Consider the following 19,863-nt stretch of genomic DNA (forward strand, 5'->3'; position numbering starts at 1 on the left):
GGGTGTCCCTTCAGGGAGTGCACTCACGACTTAATTTAGGACGTGAGTTAAACCTCGGAAGCCAAAGGCGTCAAGAGTTTGGACGCCACTCGTCGAACTCGGTCGTACCTCTTGACGACCGCGTTCACGGACCTGAAGCATTCCCCCGCGAGAGAGCGCTCCCAACCCCACCGGCGTTCATTTCATGAACAAGGAGAGCCGCGACATGTCCTCAGTTCGACGCAGAACCGTTCTCGCTGCGGCCGCCGCCGCGTCCGCGCTGGCCGGCCTGCCCACAGCCGCCTCGGCCGCCCCGTCCACCCCCACCGCGGTGACACCGCGCGCACTGCCGGGCGGCGGCGATCTCGGCCCCAACGTGATCGTCTTCGACCCGTCCACCGCCGGCATCCAGGCGAAGCTGGACCAGATCTTCGCCCAGCAGGAGACGGCCCAGTTCGGCACCGGCCGCTATGCCTTCTTCTTCAAGCCCGGCACCTACTCCGGGCTCAACGCCCAACTCGGCTTCTACACCTCGATCGCCGGCCTCGGCCTCTCCCCCGACGACACCACCATCAACGGCGATGTCACGGTCGACGCGGGCTGGTTCAACGGCAACGCCACCCAGAACTTCTGGCGTTCGGCGGAGAACCTCGCGCTGGTCCCCGTCAGCGGAACCAACAGGTGGGCCGTGGCTCAGGCGGCCCCCTTCCGTCGGATGCACGTGCGCGGCAACCTCAACCTCGCGCCCAACGGCTACGGTTGGGCGAGCGGCGGCTACATCGCCGACAGCCGGATCGACGGCCAGGTCCAGCCGTACTCGCAGCAGCAGTGGTACACCCGGGACAGCGTGATCGGCAGCTGGCTCAACGGCGTCTGGAACATGGTGTTCTCGGGCGTGCAGGGCGCACCGGCACAGGGCTTCCCGAACCCGGTGTACACCACCCTCGCCACGACCCCCGTCTCGCGCGAGAAGCCCTTCCTCTACCTCAACGGCACCGAGTACCGCGTCTTCCTCCCCGAGAAGCGCACCAACGCGAGCGGGGTGACCTGGGGCAACGGCACACCGCGCGGCACCTCGCTGTCCCTCTCCCAGTTCTACGTCGCGAAGCCGGGCGTCACGGCGGCCACCCTCAACCAGGCGCTCACGCAGGGACTTCACCTCCTGCTGACCCCGGGGATCTACCACCTCGACCAGCCGATCCAGGTGAACCGCGCCAACACCGTTGTCCTGGGCCTGGGTTACGCAACTCTCGTCCCCGACAACGGAGTTACGGCCCTCAAGACCGCCGACGTGGACGGCGTACGCCTGGCCGGGTTCCTGATCGACGCGGGCACGGTCAACTCCAACACCCTGCTGGAAGTTGGCCCTTCGGGCACGACGACGGACCACTCCGCCAACCCGACCACCGTGCAGGACGTGTTCGTCCGCATCGGCGGCGCGGGCGCCGGCAAGGCCACCACCAGCATGGTCATCAACAACCGCCACACCATCGTCGACCACACCTGGCTCTGGCGCGCCGACCACGGCACGGGCATCGGCTGGGACACCAACCGGGCCGACTACGGCCTCGTCGTCAACGGCGCCGACGTGCTGACCACCGGCCTGTTCGTCGAGCACTTCAACAAGTACGACGTCCAGTGGAACGGCGAGCGGGGCCGCACGATCTTCTTCCAGAACGAGAAGGCGTACGACGCCCCGAACCAGGCCGCGATCCAGAACGGCTCGATCAAGGGCTACGCGGCCTACAAGGTCGGTGCCAACGTGACGGTGCACGAGGGCTGGGGTCTCGGCAGTTACTGCTACTACAACGTCGACCCGACGATCGTGCAGCACAACGGCTTCTCGGCCCCCACCCGGTCGGGCGTGAAGTTCCACGACCTGCTGGTCGTCTCGCTCGGCGGCCAGGGCCAGTACGAACACGTCATCAACGAGACGGGCGCGGCGACTTCGGGCACGTCGACGATCCCGTCCACGGTGGTGTCGTACCCCTGAGGTCGTGGCGGGTGTGGGCCGGAGCTCCCCCTCCGGCCCACACCCGCCACCGTCACCATCAGCGTCACCGCCGTGGCGTGATCTCCGCCATCGGCGACCAACCCCCGCCCTCCGTCTCGACGTTGATGATGTCGGGCGTCTCGGCGACGACGTCCGGCATCCACGCGATCGCCGCCTTGAAGTGCTCGGAACCAACGTGCGCGGCACCTGCCTCGGGCGAGGCGAACGCCTCCAGTAGGACGAAGCGGTTGGGGTCGGTCGCGTCGACGGACCATTCGAAGAACAGGTTCCCCGGCTCGGCCCGGGTCGCGGCGGTGAAGTCGGCGACCCGGTCGAGCCATTCGTCGCGGAACTCGGGGCGGACGGGGAACCGTACGGCGATGAAGATCATGCGGTGCTCCTCGGTTGTCGGGGTCGGCCCGTGGACAAGTGTGGTCCCGGGCGTGCCTCCCACGGGCAGGCGGCGGGAGGTGTTCCACCGTGGACACCTCCCCTACGGGGACGGGCACCGGGCGGTTCATCACCGCGCCCGGCGCCGGCACACCTCCTGGAGGGCGCGTAAGTAGCGTCCCTCGGACCCCGCGCGCGAGCCAACGGGGGAAGGCAAGTCCGCGAGTCGTGACGCGAGATGAATTGGTGAACCCCCACGAGGAGGAGTCAGGTGGGAGTTGATCCGTCCTCGTGCTGGTGGCATCGACCTTAAACATGAGTGCCCAACTGGCTGCGGCCTGAGCGAGGTTGGTCACCGCGTTCACCGCGTCCGCGGTGCCACCTCGCGCCCGAGTTGCCATCGATAGCGCTGCACCCGAACGAACTCCGAACCTTCTTCGAGCACAGCCCGCACATCTTGGACGCTCACGGCCGGCTCGTCCGGGAAGTGGCCGTAGATCAGCTCGTGCACCTCTGCGGCCAGCAGTGGCTGGGGCTGCCGGGCCAACGCGATGGCTACCTGCTGTCGGAGCGTCGGCCGTGAAGGCGCTGGGAGGAGGACATCACGCAGACTCTCGATGCCTCGCCGTTCTTGCGCCATGCCGTCGGCGAGTTGGATGGCAATCGCCTCGATGACCTTGCCAGCCACCTGAGTCGTTGTCTTTCTTCGATCCTGCTTCTGAAGCAGGAGAACACCCGCGCCAAGGAGGATGCCGCCAAGGAGCCACGGAGACACCCCCATCTTGCGCCCAAAGAAGATGACTAGCTCGGCTGTGAGCCTGAAGGGCAAGGCGGCGACAATTATGGTGGTCTCTTGGTCTTGGCTACCTTCTGCGATGTCCACAGCCGAAGCGGCAGCCTCGCGCCACTCTTTCGGTGCCAGACCGGGCTTCTTGAGGTGCCTGTCTTCTGAGAACACGACGCATGGTGCAACGAGCTTGGCGAGCAAGCCAGTTGGTACGTCGTCCGGGTCGGTGATGGCGAGCACTTGCTGGTCTGGAACATCCAGGTCTGACAGGGCGACGAACCGAAGCACGGGGAGGTAGACCTCCTCGAAGCACTCCACCAACGGTGCCAGGGGCACCTTGCAGCGCTTGGCGAACCGAGGAAGCCGTTCGTACATCTCGTCGTAGACGTGATCGGCGGCGAACAGAACGGCAGATCCGTTGTCGCTCATCCTCAGCAGCCGTGACCGACGTCCGTGACGGCAGTCGTTTTCGATGCTGCTCATCAGGGCGTTGGTGTCCACGAGGCCGACGAAGTGCGGCGTGCCTGAACTGAAGGGATCAAGGCGCGCAGGTCTCGCGAGAGGATCAAGCTGACTGTCCGTCATAGATCAACGGTAGTCGTCGGGTCCGACAAGCTCCACTGCATTCCACGGTCATCAAACAGCACCCCCGCTCACTTGAACGGAGGTGCGGTTCCTTGTGTGGACTTCGTTTCGATCGAGCCGACCAACCCTTCGCCGGCCCCAGCGCCTAGGACTGTCCTCCCATGCGTGTCACCCCCTTCGGTCGAGCGTTGTCGCGGCTAGACGGTCGAGCAGTGCTTGACGCGCCTGAAGTTCAACCGGTCCCCAGGGAGCCCGAACGCCAGCAGGCAACAACAACGGTCGCTGCGGCACATCGAAGGGGGGCTGATCTATGGGAAGCTCTACGAGCAGTTGGGCCCAGACGACCTTGCCGCCGACATGGGGACGGTAGATGTCCCACTTCTCGGCCAGAGCGTCGACAAGCAACAGCCCTCGACCGCTGGTGGCGTTGAAGTCGGGGTTCTGACGCACCGGCGTCTCTGGTGTGCGGTCCCATACCTCGACGAAGAACTTGCCGTGCACGACTTGCAGCTGCACGCCGACGACGTGGTCGGCCTTGATCTGCCACGGCTCCGGGTTGGGGTCGGTGATGCCACTGGCCTTGATCGCGTTCGTCACCAGCTCGCTCATGACGAGTGCTGCTGGTTCCTCCTGTTCTTCGAGGTTCCAGCGCTTCAGCGTGTGTCGGACGAACATCCGGGAGTGGCCGACTGCCGTAGGGATGGCGGTCAACCGAAGCGACGCGGCCAGTAGCGGAATCGGGTGCACAACGTCGGCGTGGCTCATGACGCGTTGCTCCTCGGCATCGAAGAGCCCTGAACCACCCAAAGACGCACGCCAAGCTCGCGCTCGACGTGGTCTCGCATCGCTGCTTGCAGACCAGGGAGCCGGGCGAAGTGCCACAGGGACGGCACGATCACATGGCGAACGTTGGTGCTCTTGAGTGCGTCGATCAAGGAGAAGAACGCCGACTCCTCGTCAGCGTGGAGCCGTTCGATGAACAGTCGCTCCAGCGTGAAGCCCTCACGGCTGGCGTGCTTCGCCAACTCCCGCTTGATTGCCTCGTTTTCGTCGTCCGTGTCGTCATCGGATGCGGCGAGCCGCATGTATCCGAACATGGCGGGGTCATCCGTTCCTCCGGGGGTGGGAACGGTTGGCGAGCAGCGGCGGGGGATCCAACTGCCCGCCAACCTGCAACCCAGAGAAGCGGTTTGACCTGCGCAAAGACCACAGCAAACGTGCCGCACGCATGACGTATCCACGATGCATCCACCGGTCTGGCCTGCGCAAATGGCCTACGTACCGCTACGGTTGCAGCTCGCCCCGTAACCGGAGGGATGGGCGATGGCAGCGAAGCGCATCGGTCTTCGTCAACGTCGCAAAGCGGCAGGCTTCACGCAAGAGAGCCTTGCCGAGTTTCTTGGCGTCGAGCGCAGCACGGTAGGTCGCTGGGAAGCTGCCGAGACCGAACCTCAAGCGTATATACGGCCAAAACTGGCGCGGACGCTCAGGGTCTCGACCGAGGAACTTCAAGCCCTCCTCGACGACATCACGGTCACGGACACCAAGCCCAGCGACCGCATGACGTATGCGTTGGAGAATCCGGCCTCCGCGGACCTGGTGGTGGTCGCCTACCTTCACGAGCGGCTGCGGCAACTCGATGAGTCCTACGACCAAGAGTCTTCGACCAGCCTGCTTGGTACGGCTGGTCAACTTCATGGGCAGGTGCAGTACCTCCGCGAGAACGCTGGAAACCCTCGTGTGCGCCGCGCGCTCTACGAAGTCGAAGCAGATTCGGCAACATTCCTTGGCCAGTTGACTTGGGATGTCTCTCAGCGGCGCGACCATGCCGCACCGCTTCGGTACTTCCAAGAAGCCGTCGCAGCAGCAAGACATGCTCGTGACCCATCCACCGAGTCGTACGCCACGCTCCGCATGAGCTTCGTTGCGCTGTACGGTCAGAAGAACGCTGCCCGAGGGGTGACGCTTGCCGAGCAGGCCGCCGAGGTCGCCAAGGCGGTCAGTCCGTCGCTGACTGGTCTGAGCCTTCTGCACGTTGCTGAGGGGCACGCCATGACCGGCGCACTCAAGGAGTGCGAGGACTCCTTGAAAAAGGCCGAGGCTCAGTTTGACCGGGTGCACCCGGACGATCTGGCCGCGCCGTACTACACGGTCAACGAGTTCAATCGGCTGGCGGGCTCCTGCTACTTGGCGCTCGATCTCCCTGAGCGAGCCGAACCGATCCTACGCATGACTTCTCGGGCTCTGGCTGCCAAGAAGAAGTCTCAGGCCATCGCGCTTGGCAACCTGACGTTGGCGTTCATCCGCCAAGGCAAACTCGACGAAGCCGCCGCGACCATGCACCGCACCATTGATGCTGTCGAGCTGACTCGCGGTGGGGGTGGCCTTAATCTGGCCTTCTCTGCTGGCCGTGAGCTACGGCAGTGGAGGACGGAGCCGTGGGCGCAGGAGATTAACGATCGCCTGCTCGCCCTGATGTAGATAGGTGGGGCGTGACAGACATCGACCAGGCCAAGCAGGCCGTACGCGAGCGGGTGTGGCGTCGACTCATTGACGGTGACGGTGCCCCGGCCGACTCGTACGGCAAGATTCCCGGGTTCTACGGCTCGGAGGCGACCGCGGAACAACTTGCCGGTCTGGACGAGTGGCGCGAGGCGACAACCATCAAGGCGAACCCTGACTGGGCACAACTGCCGGTGCGCGTTCGGGCCCTGAAGGACGGCAAGCGGGTCTACATGGCCGTGCCGAAGATGGCCAGCGTCCAACCGTTCTACCTGCTCGACCCCCAGAAGCTGACGCTTCCTCCCGAGGAGGCCGCCGAGAAGAAGGGGGCGGCTCAGGTCGCCCAACGTGTCGGCGTAGATGAGGTGCAGCCCATCGACATCGTGGTCTGCGGCAGCGTCGCCGTGAACCGCTCCGGTGCTCGCATCGGTAAGGGCGCGGGGTACTCCGACCTTGAAGTTGCCCTTCTCATCGAAGCCGGCCTCGTCACCATGAAGACGGTCATCGTCGCGCCCGTGCACTCGCTCCAGGTCATCGACGACGAGATCCCCGAGACCGAGCACGATTTCAGCGTGGACTACATCGTCACCCCAGACGAGGTGATCCCGTGCGCCAACCGCCGTCGACCGAGCGGGTTGGTCTGGGCAGACCTCACGCCCGAGAAGATCGCCGCTATCCCTGTATTGACGAAGCTTGCTGCAACCGAACGGCCTGACTGAGCCACTACCTAGCGTGGTAATGAAGTCACCATAAACAGTAGAATGGCAGTAGAAAGGTGGAGCCCGAGACGATGTCTCCTTAGTTGTAGATGAACGATCTTGCACAGGACTCGCAACAGAAGAGGAGGTCCTCATGAGTCCTCGGCCGGGAGGTGAGGCTGACAAATTTGGTAACCGCTACGAAGGAGCCTGGACGATTCGGCACATTCTCTACGTGCTTCTTGGCACAGGCAATTCTCTAACGGTGGAGGGCGTTGGCGATCTGAGCCAGGGCGTCGAGTTCACTTATCTATATGGCGACACCATGGAGGTTCACCAACTAAAGCGTCAGAACGGCAGCGCAAACACCTGGACGGTCAAGTCTCTTCAAAGTAAAGGGATTTGGGAGAACGTTCGCTCGCACGTCGAAGATGGACGTCACTTCCACTTCATTTCCCTGTTGCCTGCCAGCTCCCTCAAAGATCTTGCCGATCGTGCGAGACGTTCAGCGAGTCATGAGGATTTCATTAAGCATTGGCTAACGGAGGGGCTCAGGGATCCTTTTGATGATCTTTGCTCTCCTGACATCTTTGGATCTGCGGAGAAATCCTGGGAAATCTTGCGGGGCTTCTGGATCTCTTGGCCGGATGAGCAAGACATTGTAAATATGAACGGAGCACTAGCGGAGCTGCTCTTGGAAGGTGCGGCTGGAAGCCTTGCGGCAGTCGGCTTGGGGGATTTGGTTCAGAACGCTCTTGGCGTAACGCTTGATGCCCCGGCAATTGAGGCCCGCTTGGGCACCTATGGACTGAGCCGGGCACGGCTACTTAACGCAAGTGGAATTTCCGAACAGGTCAGCTCGGTTTCTAAGGGGTGGGCTTCGAGTATTGAACGAGAGCTCCTTCAGCCGGCTATCGACCGCTCGGAAACCGCCCAGCTAGTAAATCTAGTCAATGGGTCGGACAAGCTTCTCCTATTGATGGGTCATGGCGGCGGGGGAAAGAGTGCCACACTTCATCACGTCTACGAATCTCTTGACGCGAATTCGGTGCCACTTCTAGCTTTCCGGCTTGATCGCCTCGAACCTTTCTCCTCTACGACTGAGCTAGGGGAAAGGATCGGCGTCGATGTTTCTCCCGTCACGGCGCTTGCTGCGGTTGCTGGAGAGCGCTCGAGTGTCCTGATCGTGGATCAGTTGGATGCCGTGAGCCTGGCGTCGGGGAGAATGCCGAGGAACTTCGACGCCGTTGCGAGCTTGGTCCGCGAAGCCTCAGCATTCCCTGCGATGACGGTCATTCTCGCTTGCCGGAAATTTGATGTCGAGAATGACTATCGGATCCGCGAACTCGTAGACGCTAAGATTTGTGCGCATGTCGAGGTCGGGGAGCTATCCGACGAGCAAGTCGCAGAGTCGGTTCGTGCAATGGGGTTGGATGCAAACGTTCTGACTTCCCATCAAAAGAGACTGCTGCGCTCTCCACTGAATCTTGTACTACTGAAGAGCATCGCCGGCGACGAAGACGCCATGGCATTTCAAGCCACGAAGAACCTCTTCGACGCCTTCTGGCAGCGCAAGCTGACGGACTGCCGTCAGCGACGTGATGCAGTTCGCTTTAACAAAGTCATCTCGACCCTTGCTGAGGCCATCAGTGCAAGACAGAGGCTCTCTGTCCCGATTACTGCTCTAGACGCCGATGATCTGGCTGATGATGCGGGACTCCTTGTCTCAGAGCATGTTCTGGTTCGTGATGGCCAGCAGATTGCGTTCTTCCATGAGAGCTTCTTTGACTACGCCTTTTCTCGCGGCTGGATCGAGCGCCATGAATCACTTGTAACGTTCTTGTTGGGCGGAGAACAAGAACTCTTCCGGCGGGCGCAAGTTCGCCAGATCATGAACCATCTACGGGAGCTTGAACCAGACCGCTTTGCTGTAGAGGTGGAGGCTCTGCTAAAAAGTCCTGATATTCGGTTCCACATCAAGGATGTGGCCCTCAAAATTGTTGGATCCTTGTCGAACCCATCGGTCCGTGAATGGGAGATGGTGACAAGTGTTCAGGATACGGATCCGACTTTTGATGAGCGTTTGTGGCGCTCTCTCCAAACCGCAGGATGGTTTGAGCGCCTTGATGCTGAAGGCGTAATCGAAGAGTGGCTGGCTGGACCGGATGAAGCACACCAGGGGCGAGCCATTGACATTATGGTTGGCGCCGCGAAGACCAACCCTGACCGTCTAGCAGCGATCCTTGAGGCGCACAAAGCTGTGCCAGAGTATCCACAATATCTTCTTTGGGTGACCCGATTCTCTGACATCTACCGTAGTCGCCCGATATTTGAACTACTCCTCGATGCTGTGAGGAGCGGTCAATATGCAGCAAGGACGGATGAGCTCTGGCTATCGGCTCATGACCTGGGTAAACATGAGCCACAGTGGGCAGTGGAGCTGTTGGCTGCTCACCTTGTCGATCGGCCTGACGCAATGGCCGTGGACGACAATGGGAAAGTTGAGGCGCTACTTGACCAGGATTACTCCGTAATCCAACTCGTGCAGCTCGCGGCAGTCGGAGCGCCCGATCTTTTCTGTGAACACCTAATCCCGTACATGCTGCAAGTGATGGCTGCGACGGCCTATGAAGGCGGTGAGGACCGTCCTATTAGAGATCGACACTTCTCTCATAGGTACCCACGGACTAACGTTCATGAGCTTGAAGACGCACTTCTAGCTGGAGCTGCTACGACGCTTCGTGGATTGGTTGAAAAGGACGCTGAGTCGGCTCGCCCTGTTCTCGAAAGCCTCGCATCTGACCCCCACGACACTGCGCAGTGGCTCCTCTACGAAGCATTGCGCGCGGCGGGCAGCCATTACGCGGATTGGGCAGCCGAGATTCTACTTCAAGGGACCCACCGATTCATTAGTGGCTACTATGCAGCAAACGCTGTATGGAAAACGCGGGAACTGATCCAGAGCACGAGCCAGTTCATGTCTGATGAGACATTTTCCAGGCTTGAAGCTGCGATTTTCGAAGTTCGTTTTCCCTGGGAATCCAAGCCGACGGGCTGGTATCCATTCAATCTGCTTTCAGCGATGCAGGAAGATCGGCTATCTGAGCAAGGGCGCCGTCGACTCGGCGAACTGCGCAGGAAGTTTGACACAGATCAACCAGCAGAGCCGCAAGGAATAGTGGGCGGTGCTATCGGCGCTCCCATTAATCAGGCTGCCGCTGGGTACATGAACGATGAGCAGTGGTTGGGTGCCATCGCAAGACACAACTCAGAAAAAACCAACTGGCAGACTCACACCGGCGGTGCTTACGAGCAGTCGCATGTCCTACAGGAACAAACGAAGAGCGACCCTGAGAGGTTCTCTCGGCTGGCTCTTCGATTTGATGAAAGCGTCCACCCTGCTTACTGTGATGCAATCCTTATGGGACTAGGCAATGCCGAAGCCCTTGCCGACCCTGCGCCGGTGTTTGACGCTGTCAGACACATTGCTTCCCTCGGACACGAGGCAAACAATCAGTGGCTGGGATCTGCCATCAGGAATTACCTCAAAGTAGTTCCCCTCGATATTGTTCAACTAGTCGTCGACCGTGCGACTAGCGCTAGTGATCCAGCTGACGGCAGCCTGACTGTCCAAACTGCTAATCAAGAGCACACTCAGGGGAAAGACCTGTACGTGTCCGGGATTAATTCTTCGCGAGGTAGTGCGGCGGAGGTTCTAGGTGACCTCCTTATCTATGACGCGGATGCTTCTCGAACAGCACTGGTTCTGCCAGTTCTAGACGTAATGGCTGTGGACCCAGCCGTTACAGTGCGATCTTGTGTCGCACATTTGATCCATGCTTCCATGCGTCACGCTCGTCCTCAGGCTTTGCATGCCTTCGCTCGGCTCGTTGATGCAGACGATGAACTACTTGCTACGCGTCATGTAGTACGGCTTATCGCGCACATTGGTTTTGAGAACCCTGACGTAGCGAAGCCCGTGATTGAACGCATGCTGCAATCGGACAGCTATGCGGCGCGGCAGTGCGGCGGGCAATTGGCCGCCCTGGCTGCAATGCAGTGGAGCTCGGCAGAACTGTTGGATTCAGTGCTCTCAGGTGAAGACGTAGCCAGTCGCATTGGCGCTGCCAGGGCTTGTGCTCAAGGGCTGTCTAACGCGACCGACATGATCATCACTCAGCGAGCCTTCGAGCAGTTCATTGATGACCCTGAAGGCGAGGTGCGCAAGGCAATTGCCGAGTTTGCTTCGGCTGTGCGAGGTGAGCGACTCCGTCCTCTGCGAGATCCTCTCAGGCAGCTAATGGAGTCCGCGTCCTTCGAGGATGCCTTGCCGCAACTGCTAATCACTCTTGAGCATGCTCCGGACCGCGTCGACGACTTGGCATTGGAGTGTGCACGCCGATTTATTGAGATCCATGGTGGGGCCTCCGGAAAAATCCAGAATCGCGCTGCTGCCGATGCGCGGCATGTCGGTGAGCTGCTTATCCGGGCGTACGCGCAGTCCACATCGAGCGAAAGCCGGGGACAGGTTCTTGATCTAGTGGACCAGCTACTACTTGTCGGCGCTTTTGGCGTTGCGGATCTTGTAGAAAAGTCCGAGCGGTAACATCTCGGTGCTCGTGCCCAAGTGCCCACACCACACGGGTTGGTGTGGGCAGACCTGATGCCTGAGGGCCACGGCTATCCCTGTGCTCGCGCGGCGTCGGGCGTCGTGGTCGTAGGCCCCGCGTTCTAGCGCCCGACCACCTGCCGCAGGTCGGGCGCTGTTTGCTTGTTCACCCTGCTGGCTAACGAGGCTGGGCTCGACGGCTGGACTGGCGGGCTACAACTGTTGTCTGATGGCCTGTCACATGCTCTCTGGCCTGTGGCTTTCTACCCCTCACACGTCCTGCCAGGAGCCGCTCAGCGGAGGTGGAATCTCCCTGTCCACACCACCTCGGATGCGAATGTGCTGGTCCCGAGACCTGCGGCGGGAGGTGTCGCGTACCGGGACTCCCTCGTCCGAGCACAGCCACCGGGCTGCCACTCCACCCCGCGCCCACACGCACCCCCTTCACCCGCGCGGAGAGCGTCCCCCCGCCATCGGCAACGGGAGGCGCCCCCGTGAGGAGACACCTCCCGCCCGTACCGCTACCGCGCGACCGCCACCCCGCCCGGCACCCGCGCATACCCCGCCGGCCGGGCCGTGAACGTCCCCCGGCCCTGGGTCCGGCCGCGCAACCGCGTCGCGTAGCCGAAGAGTTCGGCCAGCGGCACGGTCGCCGTGACGAGCGCCGAGCCGCCCCGGGTCGTCGTGCCGGTGACCCTGCCGCGTCGTGCGGCGAGGTCGCCGAGGACTGTGCCGACTGCGTCCTCGGGCGCGGTGACCGTGACCTCGACGACCGGTTCGAGGAGGGCCGTCGTACAGGTGCGCAGGGCTTCCCGCAGGCCGAGGCGGCCGGCCGTGCGGAACGCCTGTTCCGAGGAGTCCTTCACATGGGTCGCCCCGTCGGTCAGCGTGACGCGCAGCCCGGTCACCGGATGGCCGCCGATCGGTCCCTCCGCGAGGGCGTCACGGCAGCCCGCCTCCACCGAGCGGACGTACTCCTGCGGTACCCGGCCGCCGACGACCGCCGACCTGAACTCGAAGCCGGGGCCGTCGAGCGGTTCGACGTCCAGCACCACGTGCGCGAACTGGCCCGCACCGCCGTCCTGTTTGACGTGCCGGAACACCAGCCCGGACACCCCGCGCACGACGGTCTCCCGGTAAGCCACCCTCGGGCGGCCGACGTTGACCTCGACACCCGTCGCCCGGCGGATCTTCTCCACCGCGACCTCCAGGTGCAGTTCGCCCATGCCGGACAGGACCGTCTGGCCGGTCTCGGCGTCGGTCCGTACGACCAGGGAGGGGTCCTCCTCGGCCAGTCGGGCCAGGGCCGATGCCAGCCGGTCGGTGTCGGTGCTCCTGCGGGCCTCGACCGCCACGGAGACCACCGGGTCGGCGACCGTGGGCGGTTCGAGGACGAGCGGGGCGTCCGGCGCGCACAGCGTCGAACCGGCGCGGGCCGACTTCAGCCCGGCCACGGCGACGATGTCCCCGGCGACCGCCCGGTCCAGGCGTTCGTGCCGGTCGGCCTGCACCCGCAGGATGCGCCCGATCCGCTCGGTACGCCGCGTACCCGGGTCCCACACCGTGTCTCCCTTCTCGATCGTGCCCGAATAGATCCGCAGATACGTCAGCCGCCCGGCGCCGACCGCGCTCACCTTGAACGCCAGTGCGGAGAAGGGCACTTGAGGGTCGGGGGCTCGCTTCTGCTCACCGCCGTCCTCATCCGTCCCCCGTACCGCCGGCACGTCCGACGGCGACGGCAGATACGCCACCACGGCGTCCAGCAACGGCTCGATGCCGCGGTTGCGGTAGGCCGAGCCGCACAGCACGACCACACCGTCGCCGGTGCGGGTCAGGTCGCGCAGTGCCGCGCTCAACGTCCCGGCGGACAGCGTGGATTCGGCGTAGAACTCCTCCAGGGCAACCGCGTGTAGCTCCGCCACCGCCTCCTCCAGCAATCGCCTTCGCCGCCGTGCCTCCGCCAACAGGCCTTCCGGTACCGGGACTTCCTCCGCCGTATCGCTGCCGTCGGTCCACACCAGGGCCCGTAGGCGCAGCAGATCGACGACTCCGGTGAAACCGTCCTCCGTGCCGATCGGCAACTGCACCACCAGCGGCGCCGGATGGAGCCGCTCGCGGATCGACGCGACGGCCGTGTCGAGGTCGGCGCCCGCGCGGTCGAGCTTGTTGACGAAGGCGATGCGCGGCACGCCGTACCGGTCGGCCTGGCGCCACACCGACTCGCTCTGCGGCTCCACGCCCGCGACGCCGTCGAACACCGCGATCGCGCCGTCGAGAACACGCAGCGAACGCTCGACCTCGTCGGCGAAGTCGACGTGTCCCGGAGTGTCGATCAGGTTGATGCGGTGGCCGTCCCAGGCGCAGGTGACGGCCGCGGCGAAGATGGTGATGCCGCGGTCGCGTTCCTGGGGGTCGAAGTCGGTGACGGTGGTGCCGTCGTGGACCTCACCGCGCTTGTGCGTGGTGCCGGTGAGGTAGAGGAACCGCTCGGTGACGGTGGTCTTGCCGGCGTCGACGTGGGCGAGGATGCCCAGGTTGCGGACGGCGGAGAGCGGGTTGGTGACAGGGCGTTCGGTGCGCACGGCCCGTGGCCTTTCGAGAGTGATTCCGTGCAGGGCGGCGCAATTCCCGTACGAGTAAGGAAGGTTGACGTGACGTCAGTGACTCGTCACGGGTGTCCGGTACCGGCCGCGCAGCGGGCACCGGAGGGACGAGGACAGGAGGATCACGGCGGTGCGGTCACGCACGGCGGGCTCCCCTCACTCGTCAACGGATGTGGCGAGTGTAGGGAAGCCCGGGGTGGTGGGGCATCGGATTTTTCAGGGGCAGGTGGTCAGGTGCAGGTGGGTACGCCGTCGAGCCAGGCCGGTCCCTGGATGTAGATGTTGGTCATCCATGCCTTGTAGTCGGGCAGATAGGCCCAGGCGTCGTTGGTGTAGCCGTCGGAGGTGACGACCTCCGCGTGCTTCTGGCACTCGACGCGGATGGTGGTCGAGTAGGGGAAGGCGTAGACGCGGCCGGCGCTGACGGAGGGTGCCGTCTTCGTCCAGACCCCGGTGCCCCAGGTCTGGAAGACATGGCCGGTCACCGCACCGGTGTTGACGCGGACGGCGCCGAAGTAGTCGCCGCCCAGGCGGACATCACTGACCATCAGATGCGTGCCGGACTGTTTAGCCTCGACCATCTTGCCCGCGCCGAGGTAGATGGCGATGTGGTGCAGGCTCTGCGAGGTGCCGTAGGCCAGCAGGTCGCCCGGCAGCAGCGGGGCTTCGCCCTCGGCTGCGGTGAAGCGGGCGGCTGCGCGGACCGTGTAGTACTGCTGGCTCGCGACGCCGTTGAGGATGTCGGAGCCGGCCGCCTGCGCGTAGGCGTACCGCACCAGGCCCGAGCAGTCGAACCCGAGCCGTTCCGGGTCGTGTTCGCTGGCCGGGTCGGTGGGGTCGACCTGGCCGTAGGTGGCGCCGGGTTGTGCGCCGTGGCCGCCGCCCCACGTGTACCAGGTGCCCGCGTCGACCTGGGCGCAGGCGGCGGCGATCGCGCGTTCGGCGGCGGCCGAGCCGCCGGGTGCGAGGACACCGCAACTGTCGGCCGCCGGGGCGGCGACGGCCGCGGGTGCCCAGAGGAGGAGGGCGAACAGCCCGATGAGTGTGCCGATGATTCCGGTCCGCCGGAGCATGCCGGGACCCCCGATTTCTCTGATCCGTGAGTGGTCGTCCATCAGCCTGCCGAGCGCGGCCCGGCCGGTCGAGGACCGGGCGTCACCCCACCCCGAAGGGCAACGGGAAACCCTGGGGAAACCCCCTCCCGCCAGGGGCACTTGGCCCTCCGTGCTCAGGGCTTCGCGCACGCGGGGGTGAAGGACACGGGCAGTCCCGGCATCAGCGTCCTGCGCTCCTGCGGTCCCATCGCCCTGCGGATACGGCAGATTCGCGTGAGTCGTGCCCCGAGGTCCAGGTCCCACAGTCGTACGGTCCCGTCGTTGCTGCTGCTGGCGACAGTCCGCCCGTCCGGGGCGAACGCGACGCCCCACACCGCGTTCGTGTGCCCGGTGAGGGTGGCCCAGGGCCGCCGTCCGGGCACGTCCCAGAGTCGTACCGTACGGTCGCTGCCGCTGCTGGCGAGGAGCCGGCCGTCCGGGGAGAACGCGATGCCGCGCACCGATCCGGTGTGCCCGGTCAGGGAGGCCTCGGCGCGGCGGTGGCGGACGTCCCACAGGCGGACGGTGCCGTCGTTGCCGCTGCTCGCGAGGGTCCGGCCGTCGGGGCTGAAGGCGACGCCGCGTACGGCGCCGGTGTGTCCGGTGAGGGTGGCGAGCAGGCGGTGGTCGGCCGTGTCCCACAGTCGTACGGTCAGGTCGTCGCCCGCGCTGGCGAGGGTGCGGCCGTCGGGGCTGAACGTGACGTCGTTGGCGGAGTCCAAGTGGCCTTTCAGGACGGCGAGTTGACGGTGAGTCAACACGTCCCACAGCCGGACCGTGCGGTCGGAGCCGGCGGAGGCGAGGGTGCGGCCGTCGGGAGCGAACGCCACCGAGAAGACGTCCCCGGTGTGGCCGGTGAGGACGGCGAGCGGGCGGCGGGCGCGGACGTCCCAGAGCCGGACCGTGCCGTCGGAGCCGGCCGAGGCGAGGGTGCGGCCGTCCGGTGCGAACGCCACGGAGAAGACGCTCTCGCGGTGGCCCGTGAACGTCGCCACGACCCGGCGCCGCGCCACGTCCCACAGCCGGACGGTGTGGTCCGCGTCGGCGGTCGCGAGAAGTGTCCCGTCCGGGCTGTACGCGGCCTGCGTGACCTCGGTGAACGGACGCGCCGTCAGCACCGGGCCGCGCAGGTCCCACAGCACCACGGACTGGTCGAACCCGCCGGTGGCCAGGGTCGTCCCGGTGGAGTTCACGGCGACGGACATCACGTAGTCGGTGTGCCCGGCGAGGATCGCGGCCGTGCGTCCGGTGCGCACGTCCCACAGGCGGGTCGTGCCGTCGCCGCTCGCGCTGACGACCGTCGCGCCGTCCGGCGTGTAGGCGACCGCGTTGATGTCGTCGCTGTGCCCGGTGAGGATCGCGGTGGTCCGGTGCGAGGCGACGTCCCACAGGCGTACGGTCCGGTCGATGCCCCCGGAGGCCACGCTCCGGCCGTCCGGCGCGAACGCCACCCCGAGCACCTCATCCGTGTGCCCCTCGAGGACGGCGAGGGGGCGGCAACGGTCGGTGTCCCACAGGCGTACGGTCCGGTCGGAGCCGCCCGAGGCGAGGGTCCGCCCGTCGGGGGCGTAGGCCAGCGCGTCGACCCGGCCCGTGTGCCCGACGAGCCGTACGTCGGAGGGGTGGTCGCCGCCGGTGTCCCACAGCTGGACCGAGCCGTCGGCGGCGGCGATCGCGAGGGTACGGCCGCGGGGGTCGAAGGCGACTGCGCGGGCGCCCTCGGTGCTCGGGGGCAGCAGGGTCCGTACCCGGTGGTCGGCGGTGCCCCAGATCCGTACCGGGCCGTCGGTGGAGGTCGCCGCGAGCGTGGTCCCGTCGGGGCTGAAGGCGACGGACCGGGCCCGTCCGGGGAGGGTGAGGGTGGCGATCGTGCGGTGGTCGGCGGTGCGGCGCAGTTGTACGGTGCCGTCCCCGCCGGCCGTCGCCAGCAGGGCGCCGCCGGGGGCGAAGGCGACCGAGTTGACGGGCCCCTTGTGGCCGGTGAGGCGGGCGGAGAAGGCCTGGGCCTGGGTGCTCAGCAGGGCTCCGCGTGCCTCGGGGGTGGGGTCGGCGCGGTAGGCCTCCTCGGCGAGCAGCATCGACGCCTCGGGCCGGCCACCGGCCAGGGAGGTCGACTGCACGGCGAGGGCCTGGGAGCGGGCGACGCGTTCCTGGTCGAGGGCGCTCGCGCGCTGCTGGTAGGCGAGGCCGCCGGCGGTCACGGCGAGGCCGAGCAGGACGGCGAGGGTCGCCAACAGGGCCTGCCTGAACCGGATCTGACGCCTCGCCAGATGCCGGCGGGTGTCCTCCTCCGCCTGGCTGGCCCGGAGGAAGGCCTCTTCGCGGGGGCCGAGCCGGCTGCGGCCGTCGAGGTCGTCGGCCCAGGCGCGGACGGTGTCGAGGCGGGTGCCGCGGTAGAGGGCGGACGGGTCGTGGTCCTCGCGCTCCCATTCGGCTGCTGCGTGGGCGAGTTGCTGGTGGATGAGGAGTCCGGCCCGGTCGGCGTGGATCCAGTCGCGGAGTCGGGGCCAGGCGTGCAACAGCGCCTCGTGGGTGATCTCCACGGTGTCGCGGTCCACGGTGATGAGGCGGGCCCGCACGAACACGTCGAGCGCGGCCGACGCGGCGTCCACGTCGGCGAGTTGCTCCATGAGCGCGCTGCGGCCGGCCCGGCGCCGGGTCGCGACGGTCCCGTCGTCCGACACGTGGACGAGCCGGGAGAGCACGCGCCGGATGGTCTTCTGCTCGGCCGGGTACAGCTGGGCGAACACGGTCTCTGCGGTGCGGGCGACGGCCCCTTGGATGCCGCCGGTGCGCTCGTATCCGGCCACGGTGAGGGTGGTGTCCTCGCGCTGCTGCCAGGTGGCGAGGAGGGCGTGGGAGACGAGGGGCAGGGCGCCGGACGGGGTGTCGTCGGGGGTGGTGGAGCCGGTCGCGCCGCCCGGTTCGTCGCGCAGTCCGGCGTCGCGCAGGAGGAGGGGGACGAGGCCGGGTTCGAGGGTGACGCCGGCGAGTTCGGCGGGGCGGGTGATGGATTCCCGCAGTTCGGCGACGGACATCGGGAGCAGGACGAACAGTCCGTCGGTGAACACCGGGGCGATTTCCGGGAGTTCGAGACAGCGCCCGGAGAAGTCGGCGCGGACGCCGAGCACGACGACGGCGGGGTCCGGGCCGGTGGACAGTGCGCGCAGGACCCGTACGAAGCTCCGTCTCTCGCTCTCGTCGGAGCAGAGGGTGAACAGTTCCTCGAACTGGTCGACCAGCAGCACCGGCAGGGCCGGTGGCGGGCGGCGTCCGTCGGGGCCCGGCGGGGTGGCGTCCGAGCGGGCGCGGACCGCTTCCAGCAGGATCTCGGGGCGGTCCGCCACCTGTTGTGCGGTGAGGTCGAGATCGCTGCCGAGGATCTTCGCCGTCCGTTCGAGGAGTTCCTCCAGCGGATGGGCGGTGGGCGTGAGCGCGACCACCGGCCAGCGGTCGGCGCCCGGCATCGGGAAGCCGCCGGGGCGGCGGAGTGCCGGGACGAGACCGGCGTTCAGCAGCGAGGACTTGCCGGCGCCGGACGGGGCGACGAGTAACAGCGGTCCGCCGCCGACGCGTTGGAAGACCCGCTCGACCAGCGCGGCCGTGGCCCGCTCCCGGCCGAAGAACCAGCCGGCGTCCTGCGGGGTGAACGCCGACAGTCCGCGGTAGGGGCACGGCGGAGCGGTGACATCGTTGCCGCGCTCCCTGCCCGGTTCCACCAGGCGGAGCAACTCGCCCTCGGCGCGCAGGATGTGGTCGCACTGACGGGCGACGTCGACGGTCGCGCGCTTGACGCCGGTCTCGATCTTGCTGAGATAGCCCTTGCTGTAGTGCGTCCGGCGTGCGAGGTCGGCCAGCGACAGTCCGCGTTCCCTGCGCAGCCGTCTGAGCTGCGCGGGAAAGGACAGCGTGGCCTGCGCGGTGTTTTCCGGCTGGTCGGTCCGGTCGGCGCCCGCGTGGTCGTGTGCCTGGTCCCCCAAGGCGTCCCCCCTGGCACTGGTCTGCCCGGATCGTGAGACGGCGGATGCCCAGGTTACTGCGGGGGTCCGACAGGGAGACAGGACTTTCACCCGAGTGGCGAGAACGGGACTGCCGGGACCGGTGTGGACCGGTCCCGGCAGTCGCTCCCCCGTGGCGAGAGGTCCGGCTACGGCCGGTTGAGGGTGATGGAGTTGATGGGTGTGAGGTCGTAGTAGGTGACGTAGTCCTGCTGCAGGGTCAGGACGCAGTTGGTGCCGCCGTAGTTCTTGCACAGGCTCGCCGAGGCGCCGCCGTACTGGTTGTTGAGGACGTAGTGGTAGCCGAGCTGGTTGCTCAGGTTGTGGGCGCCGTAGCTGTAGTACACGTTGGTCGGGTTCGGGTTGTCGGGCGGGTAGACGCCCTGGCCCCAGATGCACACCGCCCCGGACGGACATCCCCACACGGTGCTGCCACTGGCGGGCGCTGCCTGGGCCGCTCCGCTCATCGCCACCACCGCGGTGGCCGCGGTCGCGAACGCGGCGGCGGCGCTCAACATCTTGCGCATGTTTCCCCCTAGCGGGTCTCCTGCGTCGTCGCAGGCCGTCCTTCGTGCTGACGGGATCAGCCTGTCCCGGGGGACTGCGGGGGTCGACGGGTTTCCTG

12 protein-coding genes are annotated in these 19,863 nt (G+C 65.8%); 4 read left to right on the plus strand and 8 right to left on the minus strand.

Annotation, left to right across the window (positions count from 1 at the left end; translation table 11 throughout):
* The first annotated feature begins 205 nt into the window (after positions 1-205).
* Entirely contained in the window at positions 206-1,972 is a 1,767-nt protein-coding gene (locus OO70_RS19080; protein ID WP_043672047.1) for a hypothetical protein, read from the plus strand.
* Positions 1,973-2,036: 64 nt separating this feature from the next.
* Here OO70_RS19080 and OO70_RS19085 read toward each other — a convergent pair whose 3' ends face one another.
* The 4 genes from OO70_RS19085 to OO70_RS19100 all read right to left on the minus strand — a co-directional run bounded on the left by OO70_RS19085 (position 2,037) and on the right by OO70_RS19100 (position 4,819).
* Positions 2,037-2,363 carry a putative quinol monooxygenase gene (locus OO70_RS19085; protein ID WP_043672050.1) on the minus strand — a complete coding sequence of 109 codons (327 nt, stop codon included), beginning with the start codon at positions 2,361-2,363 and terminating at the stop codon, positions 2,037-2,039.
* 360 nt (positions 2,364-2,723) lie between these two features.
* Positions 2,724-3,734, minus strand: coding sequence for a PIN domain-containing protein (locus OO70_RS19090; RefSeq protein WP_234336867.1), 1,011 nt, complete (start codon positions 3,732-3,734; stop codon positions 2,724-2,726).
* A 168-nt stretch (positions 3,735-3,902) separates the two neighbouring features.
* Positions 3,903-4,499, minus strand: a complete 597-nt coding sequence (locus tag OO70_RS19095) for an ATP-binding protein (RefSeq protein ID WP_063749725.1) — start codon at positions 4,497-4,499, stop codon at positions 3,903-3,905.
* Positions 4,496-4,819: a hypothetical protein gene (locus tag OO70_RS19100; RefSeq protein ID WP_234336868.1), complete on the minus strand. Its 324-nt coding sequence runs from the start codon at positions 4,817-4,819 to the stop codon at positions 4,496-4,498. Before OO70_RS19100 ends, OO70_RS19095 begins: the two co-directional genes overlap by 4 nt.
* A 238-nt stretch (positions 4,820-5,057) precedes the next feature.
* On the opposite strand from OO70_RS19100, the gene OO70_RS19105 reads away from it, so the two are divergent.
* From OO70_RS19105 to OO70_RS19115, 3 genes are all read left to right on the plus strand, one after another.
* Positions 5,058-6,215 (plus strand): helix-turn-helix transcriptional regulator, encoded by a 1,158-nt coding sequence (locus tag OO70_RS19105; protein WP_043672056.1) that lies wholly within the window; start codon positions 5,058-5,060, stop codon positions 6,213-6,215.
* 11 nt (positions 6,216-6,226) lie between these two features.
* On the plus strand, positions 6,227-6,955 hold the full coding sequence (locus tag OO70_RS19110) for a 5-formyltetrahydrofolate cyclo-ligase (RefSeq protein WP_043672059.1): 729 nt from the start codon (positions 6,227-6,229) through the stop codon (positions 6,953-6,955).
* Positions 6,956-7,088: 133 nt separating this feature from the next.
* Positions 7,089-11,540 carry an NACHT domain-containing protein gene (locus OO70_RS19115; protein WP_043672803.1) on the plus strand — a complete coding sequence of 1,484 codons (4,452 nt, stop codon included), beginning with the start codon at positions 7,089-7,091 and terminating at the stop codon, positions 11,538-11,540.
* Positions 11,541-12,064: 524 nt separating this feature from the next.
* Here the strand turns inward: OO70_RS19115 and fusA are convergent.
* From fusA to OO70_RS19135, 4 genes are all read right to left on the minus strand, one after another.
* Complete coding sequence (fusA, locus tag OO70_RS19120; protein ID WP_043672062.1) at positions 12,065-14,125, minus strand: elongation factor G; 2,061 nt, start codon at positions 14,123-14,125, stop codon at positions 12,065-12,067.
* Positions 14,126-14,376: 251 nt separating this feature from the next.
* Positions 14,377-15,219 (minus strand): NlpC/P60 family protein, encoded by an 843-nt coding sequence (locus tag OO70_RS19125; protein ID WP_043672065.1) that lies wholly within the window; start codon positions 15,217-15,219, stop codon positions 14,377-14,379.
* 155 nt (positions 15,220-15,374) lie between these two features.
* Complete coding sequence (locus OO70_RS19130; protein ID WP_043672067.1) at positions 15,375-19,220, minus strand: nSTAND1 domain-containing NTPase; 3,846 nt, start codon at positions 19,218-19,220, stop codon at positions 15,375-15,377.
* A 167-nt stretch (positions 19,221-19,387) separates the two neighbouring features.
* On the minus strand, positions 19,388-19,765 hold the full coding sequence (locus tag OO70_RS19135; RefSeq protein ID WP_043672068.1) for a hypothetical protein: 378 nt from the start codon (positions 19,763-19,765) through the stop codon (positions 19,388-19,390).
* Positions 19,766-19,863: the final 98 nt, after the last annotated feature.

The organism is Streptomyces xylophagus, from assembly GCF_000716435.1.
Taxonomy (GTDB): Bacteria; Actinomycetota; Actinomycetes; order Streptomycetales; family Streptomycetaceae; genus Streptomyces; species Streptomyces xylophagus.